Here is a 20,048-nt window from a genome sequence, read left to right on the forward strand (position 1 = left end):
CCAGAAAGAAAGAGACAATACAACGATGTTTGAACAAAATGTGACTTCTCCTTTTATTACTAACGCTCACGTTCAGTCACAAGAGAAACCACAGCCTCTTCGCGACGCTGTTAAAAAAGCTGTTCACCACTACTTAAAGCAGCTTAACGGTCAGGACGTACAAGATGTATACGAGCTTGTTCTTTCTGAACTAGAAGCACCGCTTCTAGAAGAAGTAATGACTTACACACGTGGCAACCAAACGCGTGCGGCCATCTTGCTAGGTATCAATCGTGGTACTTTACGCAAGAAGCTGAAAAAGTACGGCATGAACTAATGAATACGCAGCGCTAAGCTGCACCTAAAAGCACCTTCGGGTGCTTTTTTATTTTCGTCCATACGCGAAAATGACCAGCGCTACACCTGGTCTGGTGTTATACAAAAGCACCATCATTGTTTAAAATAAGGGATTCTAAGCAAGTCCCCTTGCCTAACCCCAAGGCGTAAGCCTAGGCAAGCTTTCACTCATTGAGGTAATCAAAACAACCATGGATACACATCGTCCAATTCGTCGCGCACTTATCAGTGTGTCTGACAAAACGGGTATCGTTGAATTCGCTCGCGAATTAGCCGCTCAAGGCGTTGACATTCTTTCTACCGGTGGCACCTGCAAACTGCTTGCTGACAACGGCATTAAGGTCACTGAAGTATCTGACCACACCGGTCATCCAGAAATTATGGACGGTCGCGTAAAAACCCTACACCCGAAAATCCACGGTGGCATATTAGCGCGTCGCGGCCAAGATGAAGGGGTGATGAGCGACAACAACATCGATGCCATCGATATGGTTGTAGTGAACCTATATCCTTTTGCACAAACCGTTGCTAAAGCGGATTGCAGCCTTGAAGACGCCGTTGAGAATATCGATATCGGCGGCCCAACTATGGTGCGCGCGGCAGCGAAAAATCACAAAGACGTGACCATCGTAGTAAATGCGGGTGATTACACACGCGTAATTGACGAAATGAAAGCCAACCAAGGCTCAACCACACACGCCACACGTTTTGATTTAGCTATTGCGGCTTTTGAGCACACTGCTCAGTACGATGGTATGATCGCTAACTACTTCGGTAAGATGGTGCCAGATTACACCGAGGAAGCGGCGGCTGAGACTAAATTTCCACGCACTTTCAACATGCAATTCACCAAGAAGCAGGACATGCGCTACGGCGAAAACTCGCACCAAGATGCGGCGTTTTACGTAGAAAATGACCTCAGCGAAGCCTCAGTGGCCACCGCTAAGCAGCTACAAGGCAAGGCGCTATCATACAACAACATTGCTGATACCGACGCAGCCCTTGAGTGCGTCAAAGAATTCGATGCGCCAGCCTGTGTAATCGTGAAACACGCCAACCCATGTGGCGTATCGGTCGGTGAAAACATTCTTAGCGCCTATGACCGCGCCTTTAAAACCGACCCAACTTCCGCTTTCGGCGGCATTATTGCCTTTAACCGTGAACTTGATGGTGATACCGCAGAAGCCATCGTTGCGCGCCAGTTTGTGGAAGTGATTATCGCGCCTAGCATCAGCGAAGAAGCAGCGCAAATCGTTTCGGCAAAACAAAATGTACGCCTACTAGAGTGTGGCCAGTGGCAAGATAAAACCACCGCTGTGGATATTAAGCGCGTTAATGGCGGTGTTTTAGTGCAAGACCGCGACCAAGGCATGGTGGCCAAAGAAGAGCTAAAAGTCGTGTCTAAGCGCCAACCTACCGAGCAAGAGCTAAACGATTTAATGTTCTGCTGGAAGGTGGCTAAGTTTGTTAAATCGAACGCCATCGTATACGCCAAAGACGGCATGACCATTGGTGTGGGTGCCGGACAAATGAGCCGCGTTTATTCAGCGAAAATCGCCGGTATTAAGGCTGCTGACGAAAACCTCGTGGTTGAAGGCTCGGTCATGGCCTCGGATGCCTTCTTCCCGTTCCGTGATGGCATCGACGCCGCAGCAGCGGCTGGTATCACTGCCGTGATTCAGCCTGGTGGCTCAATGCGCGATGAAGAAGTTATCGCCGCTGCAGACGAAGCAGGCATGGCCATGGTATTCACCGGCATGCGCCACTTCCGCCACTAAAACCGCTAACCACGCCAGTGCATAATTTGTACTGGCGTGTTTTCGTAGACTATTCAAATCAATCTGTTATGTTGGCATTAAATACCAAAAACAACAGCAAGGATTAGATTATGAAACTAGGCTTGAAAACCGCGCTCAGCGCTGCTTTAGCTGTCTCTTTAAGTGCTTGTGCTGCAACCAATGGCACCGAAGCACTCACCGATGCCGCGCAAAACGATTTGCGTAGCGAGCAAGCAAAAAGTCGCGACCAATATCGCCACCCGGTGGAAACCTTGGCGTTTTTTGGCTTCGAACCGTCGATGACCGTAGTTGAGATCTGGCCTGGTGGCGGCTGGTACAGCGATATTATCGCCCCTGCGATGAAAGGTGAAGGCACCTTTTACGCCGCCCACTTCCCTGCTGATAGCGATGTTGAGTATTACCAACGCTCACTGACCCGTTTCCAAGATAAACTTGCCAGCGACAGTGCCTACAGCGACGTTAAACTCAGTGAGTTTGCGCCTGGCACACATCATAGCATCGCTCCTGAAGGAAGCGCCGACATGGTGCTGACGTTCAGAAACCTGCACAACTGGTATATGCAAAAAGACGAACAAGGCGTTAAAGATGCCTTTAAAGCCTTTTATGCAGCCTTAAAGCCCGGTGGCGTACTTGGTGTAGTTGATCACCGCTTACCCGAAAGCCGCGATGCAGGTAAAGCGAAACGCTCAGGCTATGTTAAAGAAAGTTGGGTGATTGAGCTGGCTAAACAGGCCGGATTTGAACTCGCTGCGAAAAGTGAAATCAATGCAAACCCGAATGATTTTGCCGACCACCCTCGTGGCGTGTGGACATTGCCACCGCGTTTAGCGCTAGGCGATGAAGACCGCGCTAAATATGAGGCGATTGGTGAAAGCGATCGGATGACGCTGAAATTCATCAAACCGCAATAGGATTTTTACGCCATGAATGTACTTGTCATTGGCAGTGGCGGCCGCGAACACGCACTTGCGTTTAAGGCCGCTCAATCAAGCAAAGTAGAAAAAGTATTTGTCGCGCCAGGTAATGCTGGCACCGCCCTGGAGCCAAAACTAGAAAACGTCGCCATTGGTGTCGAAGACATCGATGCGCTTATCGCTTTCGTCAAAGAAAACCAGGTTGAACTGACCATTGTCGGCCCTGAAGCACCGCTAGTGATTGGTGTGGTCGATGCCTTTCGCGAGCAAGGCTTGGCTATTTTCGGACCGACACAAGGCGCCGCCCAACTCGAAGGCTCAAAGTCATTCACCAAAGACTTTTTAGCACGCCACGATATCCCAACGGCGTTCTACAAGACCTTTGAGCAAATCGAGCCCGCGCTTGCTTACATCAAAGAGCAAGGCGCTCCCATCGTGGTCAAAGCCGATGGCTTGGCCGCAGGTAAAGGCGTTATTGTGGCGATGACCGAAGCCGAAGCCGAGGCTGCTGTGCGCGATATGCTCGCAGGCAATGCCTTTGGTGAAGCAGGTAGCCGCGTGGTTATCGAGGAGTTCTTAGAAGGCGAGGAAGCCTCGTTTATCGTTATGGTTGACGGTAAGAACGTACTACCTTTTGCCACCAGCCAAGACCATAAGCGTGCCTATGACGGTGATAAAGGCCCGAACACCGGTGGCATGGGAGCCTACTCTCCAGCCCCCGTGGTCAGTGAAGAAATTCACAACCGCATTATGGATGAAGTGATCAACCCAACCGTAGCAGGTATGGCAGCAGAGGGTCATCCTTATACCGGCTTTTTGTATGCAGGGCTGATGATTGCCGCCGATGGCACGCCTAAGGTCATTGAATACAACTGCCGCTTTGGCGACCCAGAAACGCAACCGATTATGCTGCGTCTGCAATCAGACCTAGTGTCGTTGATTGAAGCTGCGAATCGTCAAGAACTGGATCGCACAGAAATTAACTTCGACCCACGCGCCGCCGTTGGCGTGGTGCTGGCAGCGAAAGGGTATCCAGGTTCTTACCCTAAAGGTGATGCTATCTCGGGTCTAAAGGTAAATTACCCACAGGGCGAAAAAGTCTTCCATGCAGGCACCAAGCAGCAAGGTGAAGACATCGTCACTGCCGGGGGCCGGGTGCTGTGTGCGACAGCGCTAGGCGATACCGTAACTGCGGCGCAACAACGTGCGTATGAGTTGGTGAAAGAGATTAACTGGGACGGTGTTGAATACCGCACCGATATCGCTCACCATGCCATTCGTCGCGAGCGTACTTAACCCCCACGAGAACCTTCGTTCCGAGAACCTTCGTTCAAAACAGGGTTAAGAGCTAATAACCGTACATATCAAGCGAGGCTAAATGCCTCGCTTTTTTATGACACTTTTTCTAGCTTGATTTAATCCTATATAGAGGGCTTTTAGGCAACATCGAAACTTTGGGAATTACATTTAAGCTAACAAGAACACATAACGGTTTGCTGCGCCAGTACATTCGGAAAGGTGCCTATTTACGGACGCTAACAGATAGGAAATTATCAAGATTGAACGAGCAGTAAATGCCATACCTATGAAGTGCCTAGGTTATAAACAGCCTATCATTGTGTTCAATGAATTACACTATGCGGCCTAATTTAGCGAGTGGTGCACTTCGGAGTTGAATTCATGTTTACACCTACTGTCTATATCTTAAAGGAATAAGGTACAGTTTTTTTCCGACAAATTTTGTGCTACTTTGCACTTTAAACAGGAATATAAAGGGAATTTAATATGATATGTCCGGACATTAGTGAATTAGAGTTTTCTGACCGTGGAAAATTGGCAGTAAAAGAAATAAGAAGAATAAAAGAAGTAAATCAATGGCTCAGCTCCACCATTGTTGTTGGTACCTTTGCAAACATTTTCGCTGGCAACGGCATAATAAAGAGCCACTATAACCTTACTCAAACAGATTTTAATTCTTTTAATAAGGCTTTAAGAGATTCTCCAAGCATTGCTAAGCGAACGATAAAGACTATATCGGGCCTACAAGCAATTAGAGCTAAAACAAGCAAAGAAAGACAGTTTTGGAAGGCTGTATACAATGGGTGCGTGGCTGCAAAATGAACTATTTAATTTGTGCTTTTTCTTTATTCTTATCACTTTGCTCCTATGCAAATACGACTGAGCAAACCCTTGAAGACTATCTTACTGTCCAATACCATAACTCGATTAAAGCGTACGAGCTTAAGCTTGAAGAGTGCCAAAAAACAGAAGAAGTTATCACCCCTAATGACGTCGAGCATATTTCGAAAGATTGGAACGTGATCAGTGCTGCTTTGTCTTATCATTATGCAAAGTTTCAGGATTTATGCACGCATGATGAATTACAACACTTCACTGTACTTTCTGCAAAACTGCAGGCTTTAGAAAGTAGCGATAAGTTAGTGCTTGATAAGTATAATCAGTTAATTATGGCAATACCTTTAACTTATGAACGAACTAAAGCTGATTATTTTGTTTTGCCTGAAAACTTACGCAAGCAGTTTTCAAGGATAGAAAAACTGAACAGACCATTTGATCTGATGGGAACAATGGAAAATTTTGATTTATGAAATAAAGCAGCCTCTACAGGCTGAGGGTTTTTCTAAATTCAATTCAGAGGGCTGCGACTGAGCGGCCTTTTTTATTTCAATACAAAAGTGGTTTTTCGCTTACATCACCAATACTACCTCTCTAATAGTTATCATAAACTCCTAATGTAAACTTAAGACCTGAGACGCATAAAGCGTTCACTGGGTGAGGCAAAACTCATTCTTAGTTGATATATAGTCATAAACCTTTTTCAAGGGTTGATATCAAATCGCTAGTAGCAAAAGTAACTGGGCGTTAATCCGTCCATTTTTCTGTGCTTTGCTACACTTTGACCATCTAAACTAGAAGAAAGTATTGCATTTTGTTGCCACGGCTGGATTTATTTAACGTACTTGCTGCTTGTTTGCTCGCCACTCTAGTGCTTATCGCCGGTGTGTTAGCCGCTAATATTACTCAGTCTTCACCCCACAGTCTGGGCAATGAACCAGGGGTAACAGTGGAGCCAAGTTTTATGGTGCTCCCGCAAGCGGTCACATTTTCAGCGCTTCATGAAAAGCATTTTGATGACTTCACTGCAGGGTCATGGCAACAGGTTCCTTGGCAATTTGGTACACAGCAATATTGGCTACGTTTAACTATTACCAATAACCAAACTGAGCCAAGATCGCTTATTGCCCGCTTTGATAACCCCATGGTCGATAATTTGCTCGTGTATCACCTTGATGAAGCAGGCCAAGTGCAACATAGCGTGCAATTGGGCGACCACCGCCGCGATTTAAGCCAGCTTGAATACGCCCTGCCTCACTATGCATTTACTCTGCAAGCGCAACAGCAACATACTCTAGTTATTGGTATACACACCACGGGCATAAGCAAAACCCCAGTCAATCTTTACTCCGAACAGACCTTTTTTGAGCTTAGCCGCAGTACTTTCTCGTTGTGGAGCGTATATGTTGGCGTGTTATTAATGACCGCGCTGTATAACTTGATTTTATACTTCAGCATTCGCGATCGCGTGTATTTGCTCTATGTGGGCTATATTCTTGCGGTGATGACCTTGCTCGGCATCGTGCTCGGCTATGGCTTTTATTTATGGCCCACGTCATGGCAGCAATGGTTTCACCACCAAGTCATTTTATTTAACTACGCCATTGCCATTACCACGCTGGGGTTTTGCGTTATGTTTTTGCGTTATCACAAAGACCGAGGCAAACCGTATCGCGTGGCGATAAGTTATTTGCAGCTTTTGCTGTTGTTGTGCGCGCTCAGCCTGTTCTTACCGGAATTTTATAGCGCACCGATATTTTTTATGACCATGCCGGGGCTGTATATCATTTGCTTCTGGCTAATTTTCAAAAAGCTCATCAGTGGTTTTCGGTGGGCTAAATATTACGTACTTTCGTGGTTTCCGTTGTTATGTGCCGCCGCCATCCAGCCGTTAGAATTGACCGGTGTTATTGAATACAGCTATCTAACCCGTCATGCTTTTTTATTTGGCAGCTTAATTGAAATTACCCTGATGGCCCTGGCACTGGCCGATAGAGTACGCTATCAACGTAAGAAATCACTGTATTACGCCATCCATAATAGCCACAGTGGCTTACTAACCTACACCACCTTGATGCGCCGGATTGCGCAACTACAAAATCAACGTCGCAGTTTCACACTGTGTATCGTGCATATGGCGAACTTTCAAAACCTACAGAAGACCATTGGCATCGAAAGTAGCTCGCAACTGCTCAAAAGTATTGCAGCAACGCTCAGTGAACACGCTAAGGCGCTTCGCTGTTATCGCATTCACTCAAGCAGCAAAGAAACCGTGGCTGAGCTCAACAACGGCTGCTTAGCAGTGCTCAGCGCAGAGCCTGCGGCAACACTCGAGCATCAGCGACTGCCGCACTTGCTTAGCCAGTTACAGGCCGAGTTGAGTGTGGCCGATTTACGCCTTAAGCCTAGTTACATTCTTGCTACTGTCGCTGCTGAGCAAAGCTCGCAGCCTTTTAAACAGCTAATAGAGCAAGCTTGCCAGTGCGTACAAAAAGCCCCTGCTGGCCGGCATCGTATATTCTCAGTGGATGACAACAGCGATGTCAGCCAGTTACAACGCGCCACTGCACTGCAGCAAGCCATGCACAACAATGAATTGTGTCTTTATTACCAGCCGCAGCTTAATCTGCAAACTCTGCAAGTATGCGGCGCTGAAGCGCTGCTGCGCTGGCCCCAACAACAAAGCCGTGATTTTACCGTTGAAGATATTATTCATTTGGCAGAGCAAACGGGGTTGATCAATCAGCTGACCCTGTGGATTCTTAATTGCGCCTGCAGAGATATCGCTGCGCAAGGAGTGCTGTGGCAAGGGCAGCATATATCTGTCAACCTCAGTGCCCGAGACATACATATTGCAGATTTTACCCACAAGCTTGCTGATATCCTTAATGAGCATGGGGTGGCCCCGACACAGCTGAAACTGGAACTGACAGAGTCAGCCCTTGTTGATGATCCAGAAGCGCTTAAAGCCCTTATTGCTAGGCTTGCTGAGTTGGGGGTCAAGGTCGTGTTGGATGATTATGGTACTGGCTACTCATCGCTCGAGTATCTCGTTAAATACGCCTTCGCGGAGCTTAAAATTGATAAATACTTTGTTATGTCATTGGCGCATTCTCAACACCACCAAGCGATTGTAAACACGACTATTATGATGGCCCATAACCTTGGCTTAAAGGTCACTGCTGAGGGCGTTGAAACGCAAGAAATCGCTCACTTGCTACGCCATTATGGTGCGGATACGGCACAAGGCTATTTGTATGCTAAACCCATGAATATTGCCGATTACAATGCATGGCTGCAGCAGCACAAGCAATGGAGCAACGACAGTCTAGCCTAGGTTTGCTACCATACGCGCTGACTTTTAACATTGGGGCGTTAAATGCTAGGCACACTAAATAAAATGAAAGCCGCGCTAAGTGATAGCGACGGCGTACATTACCAGCTACCCGTCGGTGACGAACTGCTGTCATTGAATGAGTTAATGGGTCAGCCCATTACCTTAACTCACACCGGCAATATCTTTTGTAAAAACTGCGGCAAAAAAACCAAGAAGAGCTACTCACAAGGTCACTGCTTCGTATGTATGCGCAAGCTCGCTAGCTGCGATATGTGCATTATGAAGCCGGAAACCTGCCACTATGACCAAGGCACCTGCCGCGAGCCTCAGTGGGGTGAGGAAAACTGTATGATCCCGCACTATGTCTACTTGGCTAACACCTCAGGGCTTAAAGTGGGTATTACTCGCCATACACAAATCCCCACTCGCTGGATAGATCAAGGTGCGACCGCTGCGCTGCCTATTTTTAAGGTGCAAACCCGCCTACAGTCTGGCTTAGTCGAGGTTGCTCTCGCTGATTTTATTGCCGATAAAACTAATTGGCGCAATATGCTAAAGGGCACGAGCGTCGATGTTGACTTGAAAGCGGCGCGCGATGAGTTAGTGCCGCAAATTCAGCACAAGTTAGATGAGCTGGCTGAGCTCTTTGGAGCCACCGCAGTGGAACTGCTCGACGAAGAGGTGGTAGAAATTAACTACCCAGTACAAGATTATCCGAGCAAAGTCAGTTCCTTTAATTTTGATAAGAACCCTCAGGTCAGTGGTGTACTACAAGGAATTAAAGGCCAGTACTTAATTTTAGATACGGGTGTAATTAATATTCGCAAATTTGGCGCTTACGAAGTAGAAGTAGCGCACGGATAAACATAGCGGTTATTAAAGTCTGTGATACTGCAAGGTTCGCCAAGTAAAAAACCTTGCACGTAATCACAGGCTAAGCCCTGTAAAAACTGGTGTTGGCAAGGCTTCTCCACCCCTTCGGCAACCACCAACAAGTTCAGACTAGAGGCCATGGCAATAATGGCACTGACAATTTCGCTATTGCCGTATTCATCCGGCACTTTAGCAATAAAGCTAGAATCAACCTTGAGCTTATCAATCGGTAACTTGGTCAAATAACTAAGCGCCGAATAGCCGGTGCCGAAGTCATCCAAAGCCACTTTTACTCCTAGTAATTTGAGCGCTAACAATACTTCCCGTGCTTGGCTAAATGAGCTAATGAAGCTACTTTCGGTAATTTCAATTTCCAGTTGCTCGGCACTCACTCCATGCTCATTGATAGCCGCTGTCACGGTATCGACTAAATCATGGTGACATAAGTGCGCCGCTGACAAGTTAATTGATAAAGTGCCACTAAAGTGTGTGTGCTGTTGCCACTGGGCAAGCAGCGCGCAACTTCGAGTGATCACCCATTTATCAATATCAATGATCAATCCAAGCTCCTCGGCCAGTGGAATGAACTGCCCTGGTGCTACCATGCCCAGTTGCGGGTCTTGCCATCGCAGTAAAGCCTCAGCACCACACAACTGCGTTGTTTGGCAATCGACAATAGGCTGTAAAAACAATTCAAATTCATCATTGACCAGCGCCTGTTTAATTCGACTGCTCATGGTTAAGCGCTCCAAAGAGCGGGCATTCATGGTCGCTTTAAACAGCTGATAAGAGTTTCTACCTAAGTCTTTAGAGCGGTACATCGCAACATCAGCATGCTTTAGCAAGGTTTCCATGCTCTCACCATCATCAGGGTAAATAGCAATACCTATTGATGTAGTAATGGTGATGGCTTGGCCTGCCAACGAAAAGGAGGGCTTAAACTGAGCCAACACTTTCTCTGCACAGGCGATCACCTCATCGATATCCGCTACCTCGTTAAGCAGTAAGGTAAACTCATCGCCCCCCAAACGTGCTAGGGTATCGCCACTGCGCACACAGCGTTGTAATCGCTTCGCCACTTGCTTTAGCAGCTCATCGCCAACACTGTGACCAAGGCTGTCATTGACGCCTTTAAAGTGGTCTAAGTCGATAAACATAATGGCTAAGCGCTGATGTTGCCGCTGACCGTGCGCGAGGGCGACACTGAGCCGGTCTTTAAACAAGCGTCGATTCGGCAGCCCGGTCAGGTCATCAAAGTAAGCAAGCTTTGTGATTTTGCGCTCCGACGCTTTGCGCTCAGTTATGTCGGTAAAGATCCCCGCATAGACTAAATCGCTGTCTTGCTTATCTTTAATCTCAATGATGGTGAGCCATTCGACATAGGTGTCACCGTCTTTACGGCGATTACAAATCTCGCCTTGCCATACCCCCTGCTGCGATAAACTCTGCCACATCGCCTGGTAAAAACTGCGGTCATGAGTGCCAGAGCTCAATATTCGCGGGGTCTTGCCTAGTACTTCTTCAGCACTGTAACCAGTTAGTCGAGTAAAAGCAGGGTTAACTTGTAGAATCGTTCCCTGAGCATCGGTGATCATGATGCCATCTAGAGAAGCGGCAATAATTTTATTCGCTAAATACAAATCTTTTTGCGAGGCCTGCAACGCACAATCGCGCTCAGCCAATACCGCTTCCAATTCACTTAAATAAGCAGACTCAATTTCGGTATTGATATGCTTGAGGGTGAGCACCCCCTTTACTCGCTGCGACTCTTTGCTCGCTGTGACAAGCAAATGACGAATACCATGTTGGTGCAATAACCGATAAGCATGCAGCAAGGTATCTTCACAACTTACAGTGACCAGCTCTTTACTGGCAAAGGGCCAACAGCATTGCCCCTGTGCCGCGAGCATCATTTCCAGCACATCCGTAGCAGTAATAATACCCACGTGCTGTTGCTGCTCCACCAGCACCGCATGGGTATTCGACTTCGCCATGTGTTGGGCTACGACACGAGCATTGTCGCTGCCTTGCACTTTGGGCACACGGTGATCAAAATGATCGCCAATCAATTTTAGATTAAGGTAATGATCCAACCCCTGATTGCCGACAATATCAGCCAATGACAACAGCCCTAAGGGGGTATCGTCGTCAGCAACCACAATTAAGTGACGAATCGCCAAGGTTGCACATTTATTGGCGGCGTCATTAAGCGCACTATCATCACTAATCGTATGCACTGGGGTCGACATTAAGGTACGAATGGGTTGGCGCAAAACATCACCATTGTGCGCTTGCGCACGAACACAATCCGACTCGGTCCAAATCCCGATCACCTTATTTTTCTCACGAATGGCAATCGCACTGACATTGTGGGTGCGCATGAGCTTGATAACAGCAATGGCTGGCTGGTGAGGCATACAAAAGTGCAACGCCGATAGCTTGGCGTCTTTTACTTTGTAGTCACGAGTGCTCAGTTGCATAGCCATTCCTAGAGGTTGTAACATGGCTATACTAGACAATCACTGCATTGCACAATTTGACATAAAACAAAAAATGACCAACTTTCACTTTCCCGTACTGGCCGTTGAGGCCGCTCATCTGACCCGTTGTGATAGCGCCAGCGAACTGGCACACCTTTGCAACAGTGCTCAGGTGCTGTTTATTGTTGATGCTCACCAGCAGTATTTTGATGTGTCCGGGCAGCGCATTGAGCGCCAGTGGCCGATGTTACAGCAGGCGTTAAAAGCTTACCTGATTGGCGAAGGCGAATGTTGTGTTAGCAAGCTAAGACTTGGTGATGAAAGCCAAGTGTGGCAGTTCGTCGATTAACCCAGCTGGCCTCGTAGATAATGCTCAACGCTGCGAGATAAAGCAGAGAGGTGATAACCCCCTTCTAAAAAAGACACCACCCCTTTCACACCATGAGTTTGTGCAAACTCACTAATGCATTGACTAAACCAGCCGTAGTCTTGCTCGACAAATTTCAGCGCCGACATATCATCTTCTAAATGCGCGTCAAAGCCCGCAGAGACGAAGATAAGCTGGGGTTTAAATTCTTGCAGCCTTGGCAGCCACTGCTGCGCAACCACTTCGCGCAATGCTTGGCCATCACTGGCAGGCGGCAGTGGTGATTGCACTAGGTTATCGCGCACGATGAGTTCAGGGTCTGGGTATAAAGGGCGTTGGAACAGCGAGCACAACAACACCGAATCGTCGTCGCTAAAAATACTCTGAGTACCATCACCATGGTGAACATCAATATCCAATACCGCTATACGTTCAATACCCAGTGACTGCGCATAGCGTACAGCGATTGCCAGGTTATTGAAAATACAAAACCCGGCGCTGCGGTCTTCGCTGGCATGGTGCCCTGGTGGACGCACCGCACAAAAACCAGCATCGATATGCCCGGCGAGAATTTCGTCTACCGCCGTGAGTCCAGCGCCGACTGCTCGCTCAATAGCATGAAGGGTTTGTGGACACAGACGCGTATCGCCATCTAAATCGGCGTAGCCAATATCAGGTATGCGCTGCTCTACCTCATGCACTAAGCGCTCACTGTGAACCCGCAGATAATCTTGACGTTGCGCCCCACGTGCTTGCAGCTGCCGCACTTCTAAATCCAGGCTGCTAGCAAGTAAACGATCAGAGATAACATCAAGGCGCTCCGGTGACTCAGGATGTTCACTGCCCATTTCGTGGCGGCGACATGCGGGGTGAGTAATAACAGCGATTCGAGACATAAGCGGTTTAGGCAATTACATGGAGCCTATATAGTAAACAAGCTCGCATCAATGCGCTTTTCTCCTTTAGTCTTATAATGAACAAGGCACCCTTGGGTGCCTTATTATCACGGTTTTACTGCTCTGTGGCTCGTAAATCTAAATTACGGAAGTCGAAGCTAAAGTCTGTCACCTGTGGTGCCACCGCACGCATAGAGGCTGACTTTAGCGTATTATCGCTACCCATGGTAAATTCGATAAAAGCATCGGCTTCAAGCAATGGCTCGTCCCACTTAACGATAAAGGTGTTGCCACTGTGATGCTTGAGCTGCCCTTTTAAGCGTTTAGTATGGGTAAAATCGATACGCAACGTGCCGCTCACTTCTTCGATAATCACATCGCCGTACCAAGCATCGTGCAAAGTGCCGGTATAATAATGATTAGGCAATGCCTGTTGGTAATCTTCCACCATGGCTGGTTTAGCTGAAGCATAGGCTTTTTCCTTGCGGCTAAAGTGCTGTTCAGCGTAAATTTCGACCCAGTCTTTATCTTCTAGCTCCAGCGCTTGCTCAAAAATTTCCTCGGTCACCGCTGATAAAGCCGAAAACGCCTGCTGGTTTGATAACACCACAACACCGAGCTTTTCTTCAGGGATCAAAGAAACCTGAGAGACCATGCCAAGAATACCGCCACCATGGCCAACACGCTTGTAACCGTGATAGTCAACAATCGACCACCCTAAACCATACCCACTGAATTGACGACGCGAGTCGGCAAAGGCTTTTTTCGACACGGCGCGGTTAATATGCGGTAACCACATCTCACGTTGCTGCTTTTCACTGAAAAGTTGCTCGCCATTAGCCATTGTGCCGCCATTGAGCTGAGTATTTAACCACGAGCTCATCTCTTCAACATTGGAAGCTATTGCGCCAGCACCACGGAAGTCTTCAAGGTAGTTGACAAAAAACGGGTGCAGCTTGCCATCTAAAGGAATGTGCCCGGTAGCATAGTTAGTATTGTCTGGTGCAATACGCGAGAACCCGGCGCGTGAGCGGGTCATCTCAAGCGGTGTGAGAATCTTCTGTTCAATATAATCTTGCCAACTCATACCACTGACTCGCGCCACCACTTCACCGGCGGTAACGAACATTAAGTTGTTGTAGGCATATTGACTACGAAAGCTCGACTTTGGTTTTAAATGTTTTAGCCCGGCGAGAATATCCGCCACCGATTTATTGGTGTCTGGCCAAATCATTAAGTCGCCCTGCCCAAGCCCCAATCCGCTACGGTGACTCAACAGGTCGCGAATAGTCATATGCGCCGATGCATACGGATCGTGCAAACGAAACTCCGGCAGATGTGTCTGCACCTTATCATCCCAGTCCAACTTGCCTTCATCTACCAGCATCGCGAGCGCCGCACTGGTAAAAGCTTTGGTATTGGAGGCAATGCCAAACAAGGTCTCACTAGTCACTGGCTCTTGGCTTTGAATATGGCGCACACCCAAACCCTGGGCATACACCACTTCGCCATCTTCGACGACGGCCACAGCCATACCCGGCACATCAAATCGGGCCATAGAGTGCTCAATAGCGGCGGTTATTTTATCTTTATCAAGCGCTGCCGAGGCCGAATTAGGTAGGTGCAGAGCGGCGAATAGCGCACTCGAAGCTAACAATGTTTTCAGTTTCATTTTTGTTCCTTGTTATACATCTGTGTTTCCCGTAAATGCCGTTCGCGATTTAAATCCTCTACGCTGGCCCTGGTTTTAATAGCGTTCACATAATGCTCCGGTAGCTGAGCTTCACGGGCGCCGTAATACACATGCTGAACATACCAATCAAACGGCAGCGCAACTTTATCTAAGGTATTGGCAATGTAACAAAACACCTGCACGTGTTCATTGCTGTCGATAAGAGTGACCGTGCGAGTTTCAATGTCATAACGCGGCCCTTCGATATCGTGCAAAATACCTTGTTCGTGATCACTTAATTGCCACACAACCCCATACACGGATTCATCGTCACTGGGATGAATCGTACATTTTCCAGAACCATCCAGACTGAGCATATCAAAATCAAGACGGTGGCCTTTGAGTTCTGCTACGCCAATGCGCTCAGCCCCTGGCAGGCGAGCGCGAATACGGTGAAGTGACATATTTGAGCCAAAGGCAAAATAAAACTGTGTCATAAAAGCACCACTTGTGTCGCTAATAGTAGAAGTACTACGCCGATGGCACGGTCAAACCAAAACCCCTTAGCAAGGAAGAATGTGCGCACCCGTGCCCGTGTCAGCATAATGGATAAAAAAGAAAACCACGCCCAAGTCGCCAGTGCCATATAGAGCCCGTAGCCAAGTTGCACCCATTTAGGCGTATCGATTGAGATCACTAGGGTAAATAACGATAAAAAAAACAGCGTTGCCTTGGGGTTTAACGCATTGGTTAAAAAACCACGGCGAAAGGCCACGAAAAATGACTCAGCAGGCTGCGTGGTAGTAGGGTGAACTTGCTCAACTTGCCCCGGTTTCGCGTGACGTAAAGCCTGAATACCCATGTATGCCAAATAGGCGGCTGCCATGTATTTAAGTAAATTAAATAAATCAGGTGCCTGCGAGATAAGTAATGCCACGCCTACGAGGCAGTAAATAATGTGTACGAGAATACCCGCGCCCACCCCAGCGCTAGTAATAAGTGCATTATCGCGACCAAAACGTACACTTTGACGCAGTACTACGGCAAAGTCAGGGCCGGGACTGGCAACAGCAAAGAAGTGAGCACTGGCAATCGCCAAAAATTCCGGCCAATAGCTCATACTTGCTCCTTACTTAGCAAGGATAGCAGCATCGGGTTCGGACTATGATTGGCCAGTGTGCTGATAATCTTGTGTGCTTTTTTATAATAACTGCGCAAGTGTCCTTTCAAGTGTGCGGTGCCTTGCTTTTCCCCTTTGATAAAACAAAACAACGCCAGTAAAAACACATGTTGCTGCTCAGAAAGCTCACTGGCGCGATTAGCGTAGGGGTTGTAACACTTGCCACAGCCGCCACGGAACTGATAGACGGTGTTGCTAAGCATCACGCCAAAACCAAAGAAGCTGGCCACAACCTCAGTAGCGGCACCTATCATGGCTTCACCACCTGGTGGCAATACCCCACGCTGATAAATCATAATGCGTGCAAATGCTTGGGCATAACTGGCAATTAAGTCTTGAGGTTGATTAATTTGCTGCGGGTTATAAGACACAAAGATCGCATGACTGTGCTCAACACAGTGCGCTTGCTCGCCTCGTAAAGCCCCACTGAAACGCATCAGCGGAAATTGCTGCTCTGGCATCTGCCCCGGACCGAGTAATTGAATAGGCCAATTTTGCAAGCCACTGTGCGCTTTGACTTGGGCAAACACTTGCGCCGCCATTTGCTCTGTGCTGCTACTTTGCCCCTGGAAAAATTCATTACTGGGCTGCACCAAGCGACTGTGATTGCGAAAGTAATCCGCATCAAAATGTTCGAAGGCCCATAAAAAGGCATCAAGCAGCCACTGCTGTTCGCTCTCGGTCAGTAACGGCGAGGGTTTTAACCAACTTAACATGTAATTTTTTATTGCAACTTATGTCGTTAACTGCAAGCATATCAACTTGGGTAAAAAATGATAGCCATCAGCGATATGGCTCAGCTATCGATGTCACACTAACGCTCAAGGAGAGCCCTTATGATCACTCGCTCATTGTTGTTAGCCACGACCCTATTTAGCAGCGTTGCTGCCGCCGATGTAGCCGTGACCCTTTATGGCGGTCAATCATTTAGTCAAAGCTTAGAAACCAAAGAAGGCGCCGATATCGACCTTGAAGATGCTAATCACTTTGCGTTTAGTATCGATAGAACCATTACCGATGCCCGCTATGGCTTTTATTACTCAGCCAACAAGAGCGATATTCAAGGGAATAATGAGCGCCAAGTAAATATTCAACACTATATGTTTCAAAGTGCCGTAGAATATCCCCTAGCGAGCTCGACAACGGGTTACTTTGGGGCTCAAATTGGCGCCGCAAATGTCGACCCCGAATGGTTAAGCAGCGATACCTACTTTGCCACCGGGTTATTCACTGGCGCTGGCTATCATGTCACCGACAACGCTCAGCTTATGTTTGAGGTGCGCTGGTTAGCGACCATTATTAATAATGACAGCGACTTTAATTGCACCATTAGCAATGATCCGAATGATCAATGCCTCTGGCATTTTGATGGAGATGTGCTAAACCAATTCAATACCAGCTTGGCATTTAGTATGCGATTTTAACGAGTTCAGCCATGCCACACATTGTTGTAGAACACTCAGAAGATTTGCCTGTACTCCCCCAGGTACTGGTAGAAAAAGTACACCAAGCCACCTTTTCCAGTGGCCTCTTTGAATTAGATGCGATTAAGACGCGAGCCATCGCCTATCGCCATTATCAACTTGGCGAAAACAAAGAGGGCTTCATTCACATCTGTGCTTACATTATGGCGGGGCGCTCGCCCATGCAGAAACAGCAACTCAGTAATCACTTATTAGAGTGTCTGCGCACTTATTGTCGCGAATCAGATTGTCTCAGCGTCGATGTGCGTGATCTAGAGCCAGATATATACTGTAAAGGGTAATATGGACCAAGACAGATGAGGCGAGTGTTCGAATCTCGCCTCACCTTTGGCCGTTAGCGATATACCATAATGTCAATTTGCGGGTCTTTATAGGCACTGTACAGCAGCCAGTTCTTGTGCGGCACAAAGCTCATTCCCAAATTACGAGAGAAGCCGCGCTCTTGCACCCTGATCACATCGGTCACCTCATTCGTGGCCATATCGTAGCGACTAATACGATAATCGGCGCGATTAACTTTAAAGAAGTACACCTTTTCATTGTGATAATGCCATCCGTAGGCGCCCGACAAGAGCACCTCCTCGGTCAGCGGTGCCGAAGTGCCATCGCTTAAGTTAAGTAAGTACAATCGCTTACCTTGAGGTTTGGCATATATCAAAGTCTGCTCATCCATCGCCATTGCATAAGCGCCGCCATCTTGAGTCAGCACCTGCACGCTCAGGGTGTTCAAATCAATGCTATAAAGTTGCTTCTGGTCAGAAACATAAAGGTGACGGTTGTCTAAAGACCACGTAGGACGGCCAAAATAATTAAGCGACACCTCTAGCTGCTGAGCGCGGCCACTGTGCATATCATAGATATACAAATGATTACTGTGTTCACTAAAGGCATTAAAGGCAATGTAGCGGCCATCATGAGACCAGCTCGGGTCCTCTGCGGTCATCTGCAAATGCGTGAGTTGGCGGCGATTGCTGCCGTCGACCTCGGCACTCCAAAGCTCATCAAAGCCTGACTCATTGGAGACAAACGCTATTTTTTTGGCTTGTTCGCTGTATGCGGGGTAGCGCACACTGTGCTCACCTAGCAGCAAGGGGAAAGGAGTTGAGGCCACATCGGCGTCTAGACTCAACCTCACAATCGATTTAGGAATGCGCCAACGGTGGTAATACAAGGCACCACCTGGCCCATAATGCGGATAGCTAAAGCCAGGTAAATCGAGGGCTTGTAACTGTCCACTGGGCAAATGCAAGTGATAACCTTGACGACGCCCTTGTTCAATAACAGAAAATGTAAGCCGAGATAGCAAAGGATGCCATGCCACACCACGCACATCGAGAAAGCCTGATGTGAGTTGCTGTTGCTCGCCGCTGGTGGTGTTGATCAAGACTAACTCTTCATGGCCTGAGTCATAATTGCGGCTAACCACCAGCTGCGAGGCATCCGGCGATAAAGCTAATGCTTCATCACGAAACTGACAAGGCTCATGGATACAGCTCAAAGGCCGCTTGCTACCAGTGCGCAAATCACGCAAATAAGCAATGTTAGTAGTACCGTCGCTACTCAAGCCGATATACGCTAATGTGTGACCATCTTTCGAGATAGCAACATCAGCACTGCCTTTACTTAAACACTGATCCAGTATCTGCACCTTATTATTAAGCAAAGAATGTTGCACCACTTGGCAGCCGATATCCTTACCCTTACGGTAGTAAAACAATGAATGCATATCAGCGCTAAATACCCCTCGACTCTCACGATACGGGCTTTGCGTAATTGCCTGTGCACTTTGCTCCGGTGCTAATAAGCTTTGTTTGTAAAGGTTGGTGGGTTGGCCTAGGCGGCGCCATGAGTACAACAGCCATTGACCGTCGGGCGATACACTGGGGAAGAGTTCACGCCCTAACTCATCGGTGATTTTAGTGCTGCTTGCCTGCGCTATTTTGGTTGCCGGTTGCGGCCACCAGAAAAAAATGGTCACAGACAGAGCCATAACACCTAAGAAAATCAAAGCTAACGAGCGTTTAAGCGGCTTTGTCTGTGTTTGCTTATGCTCTTGTGCCTGCGGCGAAATACACAAGCGATAACCCGTTTTGCGCAATGTTTCAATGTATTCATGCTGCGCATCGCATTGTTTAAAGGCACTACGCAGATGCCAGATAGCATTAGTGAGTGCTTTTTTGCCTACATAGGCGTTGCCTTGCCAAATATGCGCAATTAACTCGTCGCGACTAACAGGCTCAGGATAGCGCTCGGCTAGATAGCATAATAATTCCATGAATTTGGGCTGCAATGCATGACTATTCTGCCCACATGTAATAATGCAACGGCTTACATCTATATGACACGCACCTATTAAAAATTCCTTGCCAAACTGCACTAATTCTATACAACCCAAAAAGCCAACATATCCACTTTTGCAGTCTACAGTGATTCACTTTAGTTAACCAAGCCGTTTGCGATAAAGGGTCGAGGAATAAAATTAACCATATGATTTTTAAGGAATAGATATTTAATAGATATAAAAAAGGTTGATAAAAGAGGCTCCCTTGTTTGCTAGTTGTCAGCAATCAAATT

General features: G+C 47.5%; 18 protein-coding genes. 11 read left to right on the forward strand and 7 right to left on the reverse strand.

What is annotated here, in order from left to right:
- The first annotated feature begins 25 nt into the window (after positions 1–25).
- The 8 genes from fis (at position 26) to EXT46_RS17155 (ending at position 9,386) form a co-directional block, all read left to right on the forward strand.
- The gene (gene fis, locus EXT46_RS17120) at positions 26–316 is read left to right on the forward strand and encodes a DNA-binding transcriptional regulator Fis (protein WP_010374122.1); all 291 of its coding nucleotides are present in this window, start codon (positions 26–28) and stop codon (positions 314–316) included.
- Between the two features lie 211 nt (positions 317–527).
- Complete coding sequence (purH, locus tag EXT46_RS17125; RefSeq protein ID WP_022945340.1) at positions 528–2,114, forward strand: bifunctional phosphoribosylaminoimidazolecarboxamide formyltransferase/IMP cyclohydrolase; 1,587 nt, start codon at positions 528–530, stop codon at positions 2,112–2,114.
- Between the two features lie 110 nt (positions 2,115–2,224).
- On the forward strand, positions 2,225–3,046 hold the full coding sequence (locus EXT46_RS17130) for a class I SAM-dependent methyltransferase (RefSeq protein ID WP_022945339.1): 822 nt from the start codon (positions 2,225–2,227) through the stop codon (positions 3,044–3,046).
- 12 nt (positions 3,047–3,058) lie between these two features.
- Positions 3,059–4,345 carry a phosphoribosylamine--glycine ligase gene (purD, locus tag EXT46_RS17135; RefSeq protein ID WP_130148753.1) on the forward strand — a complete coding sequence of 429 codons (1,287 nt, stop codon included), beginning with the start codon at positions 3,059–3,061 and terminating at the stop codon, positions 4,343–4,345.
- Between the two features lie 489 nt (positions 4,346–4,834).
- Positions 4,835–5,170, forward strand: coding sequence for a hypothetical protein (locus EXT46_RS17140; RefSeq protein ID WP_130148755.1), 336 nt, complete (start codon positions 4,835–4,837; stop codon positions 5,168–5,170).
- On the forward strand, positions 5,167–5,658 hold the full coding sequence (locus EXT46_RS17145) for a hypothetical protein (protein WP_240701158.1): 492 nt from the start codon (positions 5,167–5,169) through the stop codon (positions 5,656–5,658). Before EXT46_RS17140 ends, EXT46_RS17145 begins: the two co-directional genes overlap by 4 nt.
- Positions 5,659–5,999: 341 nt before the next feature.
- Positions 6,000–8,522 carry an EAL domain-containing protein gene (locus EXT46_RS17150; protein ID WP_130148757.1) on the forward strand — a complete coding sequence of 841 codons (2,523 nt, stop codon included), beginning with the start codon at positions 6,000–6,002 and terminating at the stop codon, positions 8,520–8,522.
- Between the two features lie 42 nt (positions 8,523–8,564).
- Positions 8,565–9,386 (forward strand): DUF2797 domain-containing protein, encoded by an 822-nt coding sequence (locus EXT46_RS17155; protein WP_022946777.1) that lies wholly within the window; start codon positions 8,565–8,567, stop codon positions 9,384–9,386.
- Here the strand turns inward: EXT46_RS17155 and EXT46_RS17160 are convergent.
- Positions 9,359–11,875: an EAL domain-containing protein gene (locus EXT46_RS17160; protein WP_045980563.1), complete on the reverse strand. Its 2,517-nt coding sequence runs from the start codon at positions 11,873–11,875 to the stop codon at positions 9,359–9,361. The two genes, EXT46_RS17155 and EXT46_RS17160, sit on opposite strands and share 28 nt — an antisense overlap.
- Positions 11,876–11,897: 22 nt before the next feature.
- On the opposite strand from EXT46_RS17160, the gene EXT46_RS17165 reads away from it, so the two are divergent.
- On the forward strand, positions 11,898–12,224 hold the full coding sequence (locus tag EXT46_RS17165; RefSeq protein WP_130148759.1) for a hypothetical protein: 327 nt from the start codon (positions 11,898–11,900) through the stop codon (positions 12,222–12,224).
- Here the strand turns inward: EXT46_RS17165 and EXT46_RS17170 are convergent.
- The 5 genes from EXT46_RS17170 to EXT46_RS17190 all read right to left on the reverse strand — a co-directional run bounded on the left by EXT46_RS17170 (position 12,221) and on the right by EXT46_RS17190 (position 16,706).
- Positions 12,221–13,138, reverse strand: coding sequence for a histone deacetylase family protein (locus EXT46_RS17170; RefSeq protein ID WP_130148761.1), 918 nt, complete (start codon positions 13,136–13,138; stop codon positions 12,221–12,223). The genes EXT46_RS17165 and EXT46_RS17170 overlap by 4 nt on opposite strands.
- A gap of 115 nt (positions 13,139–13,253) precedes the next feature.
- The gene (locus EXT46_RS17175; RefSeq protein WP_130148763.1) at positions 13,254–14,810 is read right to left on the reverse strand and encodes a serine hydrolase; all 1,557 of its coding nucleotides are present in this window, start codon (positions 14,808–14,810) and stop codon (positions 13,254–13,256) included.
- A complete protein-coding gene (locus tag EXT46_RS17180) occupies positions 14,807–15,307 on the reverse strand; it encodes a gamma-glutamylcyclotransferase family protein (protein WP_022945892.1) in 501 nt (166 codons plus the stop codon). Before EXT46_RS17180 ends, EXT46_RS17175 begins: the two co-directional genes overlap by 4 nt.
- On the reverse strand, positions 15,304–15,930 hold the full coding sequence (locus EXT46_RS17185) for a LysE family transporter (protein WP_130148765.1): 627 nt from the start codon (positions 15,928–15,930) through the stop codon (positions 15,304–15,306). Before EXT46_RS17185 ends, EXT46_RS17180 begins: the two co-directional genes overlap by 4 nt.
- On the reverse strand, positions 15,927–16,706 hold the full coding sequence (locus EXT46_RS17190; RefSeq protein ID WP_022945894.1) for a hypothetical protein: 780 nt from the start codon (positions 16,704–16,706) through the stop codon (positions 15,927–15,929). The genes EXT46_RS17185 and EXT46_RS17190 overlap by 4 nt, the downstream gene beginning before the upstream one ends.
- 120 nt (positions 16,707–16,826) lie before the next feature.
- Between EXT46_RS17190 and EXT46_RS17195 the strand changes: the two genes are divergently transcribed.
- Together EXT46_RS17195 and EXT46_RS17200 are read left to right on the forward strand one after the other, a co-directional pair.
- Positions 16,827–17,414 carry an outer membrane beta-barrel protein gene (locus tag EXT46_RS17195; RefSeq protein WP_022945895.1) on the forward strand — a complete coding sequence of 196 codons (588 nt, stop codon included), beginning with the start codon at positions 16,827–16,829 and terminating at the stop codon, positions 17,412–17,414.
- Positions 17,415–17,425: 11 nt separating this feature from the next.
- Positions 17,426–17,755 (forward strand): 5-carboxymethyl-2-hydroxymuconate Delta-isomerase, encoded by a 330-nt coding sequence (locus EXT46_RS17200; RefSeq protein ID WP_022945896.1) that lies wholly within the window; start codon positions 17,426–17,428, stop codon positions 17,753–17,755.
- Between the two features lie 53 nt (positions 17,756–17,808).
- Here the strand turns inward: EXT46_RS17200 and EXT46_RS17205 are convergent, their stop codons facing one another.
- The gene (locus EXT46_RS17205; RefSeq protein ID WP_276319724.1) at positions 17,809–19,851 is read right to left on the reverse strand and encodes a winged helix-turn-helix domain-containing protein; all 2,043 of its coding nucleotides are present in this window, start codon (positions 19,849–19,851) and stop codon (positions 17,809–17,811) included.
- Positions 19,852–20,048: the final 197 nt, after the last annotated feature.

The organism is Pseudoalteromonas sp. CO325X, assembly GCF_004208955.1.
Classification (GTDB): domain Bacteria; phylum Pseudomonadota; class Gammaproteobacteria; order Enterobacterales; family Alteromonadaceae; genus Pseudoalteromonas; species Pseudoalteromonas ruthenica.

Excerpts from the sequence above, each read along its gene's own strand:
- fis (WP_010374122.1), top strand. The coding sequence starts at position 26 with ATGTTTGAACAAAATGTGACTTCTCCTTTTATTACTAACGCTCACGTT.
- purH (WP_022945340.1), top strand. The coding sequence starts at position 528 with ATGGATACACATCGTCCAATTCGTCGCGCACTTATCAGTGTGTCTGAC.
- EXT46_RS17130 (WP_022945339.1), top strand. The coding sequence starts at position 2,225 with ATGAAACTAGGCTTGAAAACCGCGCTCAGCGCTGCTTTAGCTGTCTCT.
- purD (WP_130148753.1), top strand. The coding sequence starts at position 3,059 with ATGAATGTACTTGTCATTGGCAGTGGCGGCCGCGAACACGCACTTGCG.
- EXT46_RS17140 (WP_130148755.1), top strand. The coding sequence starts at position 4,835 with ATGATATGTCCGGACATTAGTGAATTAGAGTTTTCTGACCGTGGAAAA.
- EXT46_RS17145 (WP_240701158.1), top strand. The coding sequence starts at position 5,167 with ATGAACTATTTAATTTGTGCTTTTTCTTTATTCTTATCACTTTGCTCC.
- EXT46_RS17155 (WP_022946777.1), top strand. The coding sequence starts at position 8,565 with ATGCTAGGCACACTAAATAAAATGAAAGCCGCGCTAAGTGATAGCGAC.
- EXT46_RS17160 (WP_045980563.1), bottom strand. The coding sequence starts at position 11,875 with ATGCAACTGAGCACTCGTGACTACAAAGTAAAAGACGCCAAGCTATCG.
- EXT46_RS17165 (WP_130148759.1), top strand. The coding sequence starts at position 11,898 with ATGGCTATACTAGACAATCACTGCATTGCACAATTTGACATAAAACAA.
- EXT46_RS17170 (WP_130148761.1), bottom strand. The coding sequence starts at position 13,138 with ATGTCTCGAATCGCTGTTATTACTCACCCCGCATGTCGCCGCCACGAA.
- EXT46_RS17175 (WP_130148763.1), bottom strand. The coding sequence starts at position 14,810 with ATGAAACTGAAAACATTGTTAGCTTCGAGTGCGCTATTCGCCGCTCTG.
- EXT46_RS17180 (WP_022945892.1), bottom strand. The coding sequence starts at position 15,307 with ATGACACAGTTTTATTTTGCCTTTGGCTCAAATATGTCACTTCACCGT.
- EXT46_RS17185 (WP_130148765.1), bottom strand. The coding sequence starts at position 15,930 with ATGAGCTATTGGCCGGAATTTTTGGCGATTGCCAGTGCTCACTTCTTT.
- EXT46_RS17190 (WP_022945894.1), bottom strand. The coding sequence starts at position 16,706 with ATGTTAAGTTGGTTAAAACCCTCGCCGTTACTGACCGAGAGCGAACAG.
- EXT46_RS17195 (WP_022945895.1), top strand. The coding sequence starts at position 16,827 with ATGATCACTCGCTCATTGTTGTTAGCCACGACCCTATTTAGCAGCGTT.
- EXT46_RS17200 (WP_022945896.1), top strand. The coding sequence starts at position 17,426 with ATGCCACACATTGTTGTAGAACACTCAGAAGATTTGCCTGTACTCCCC.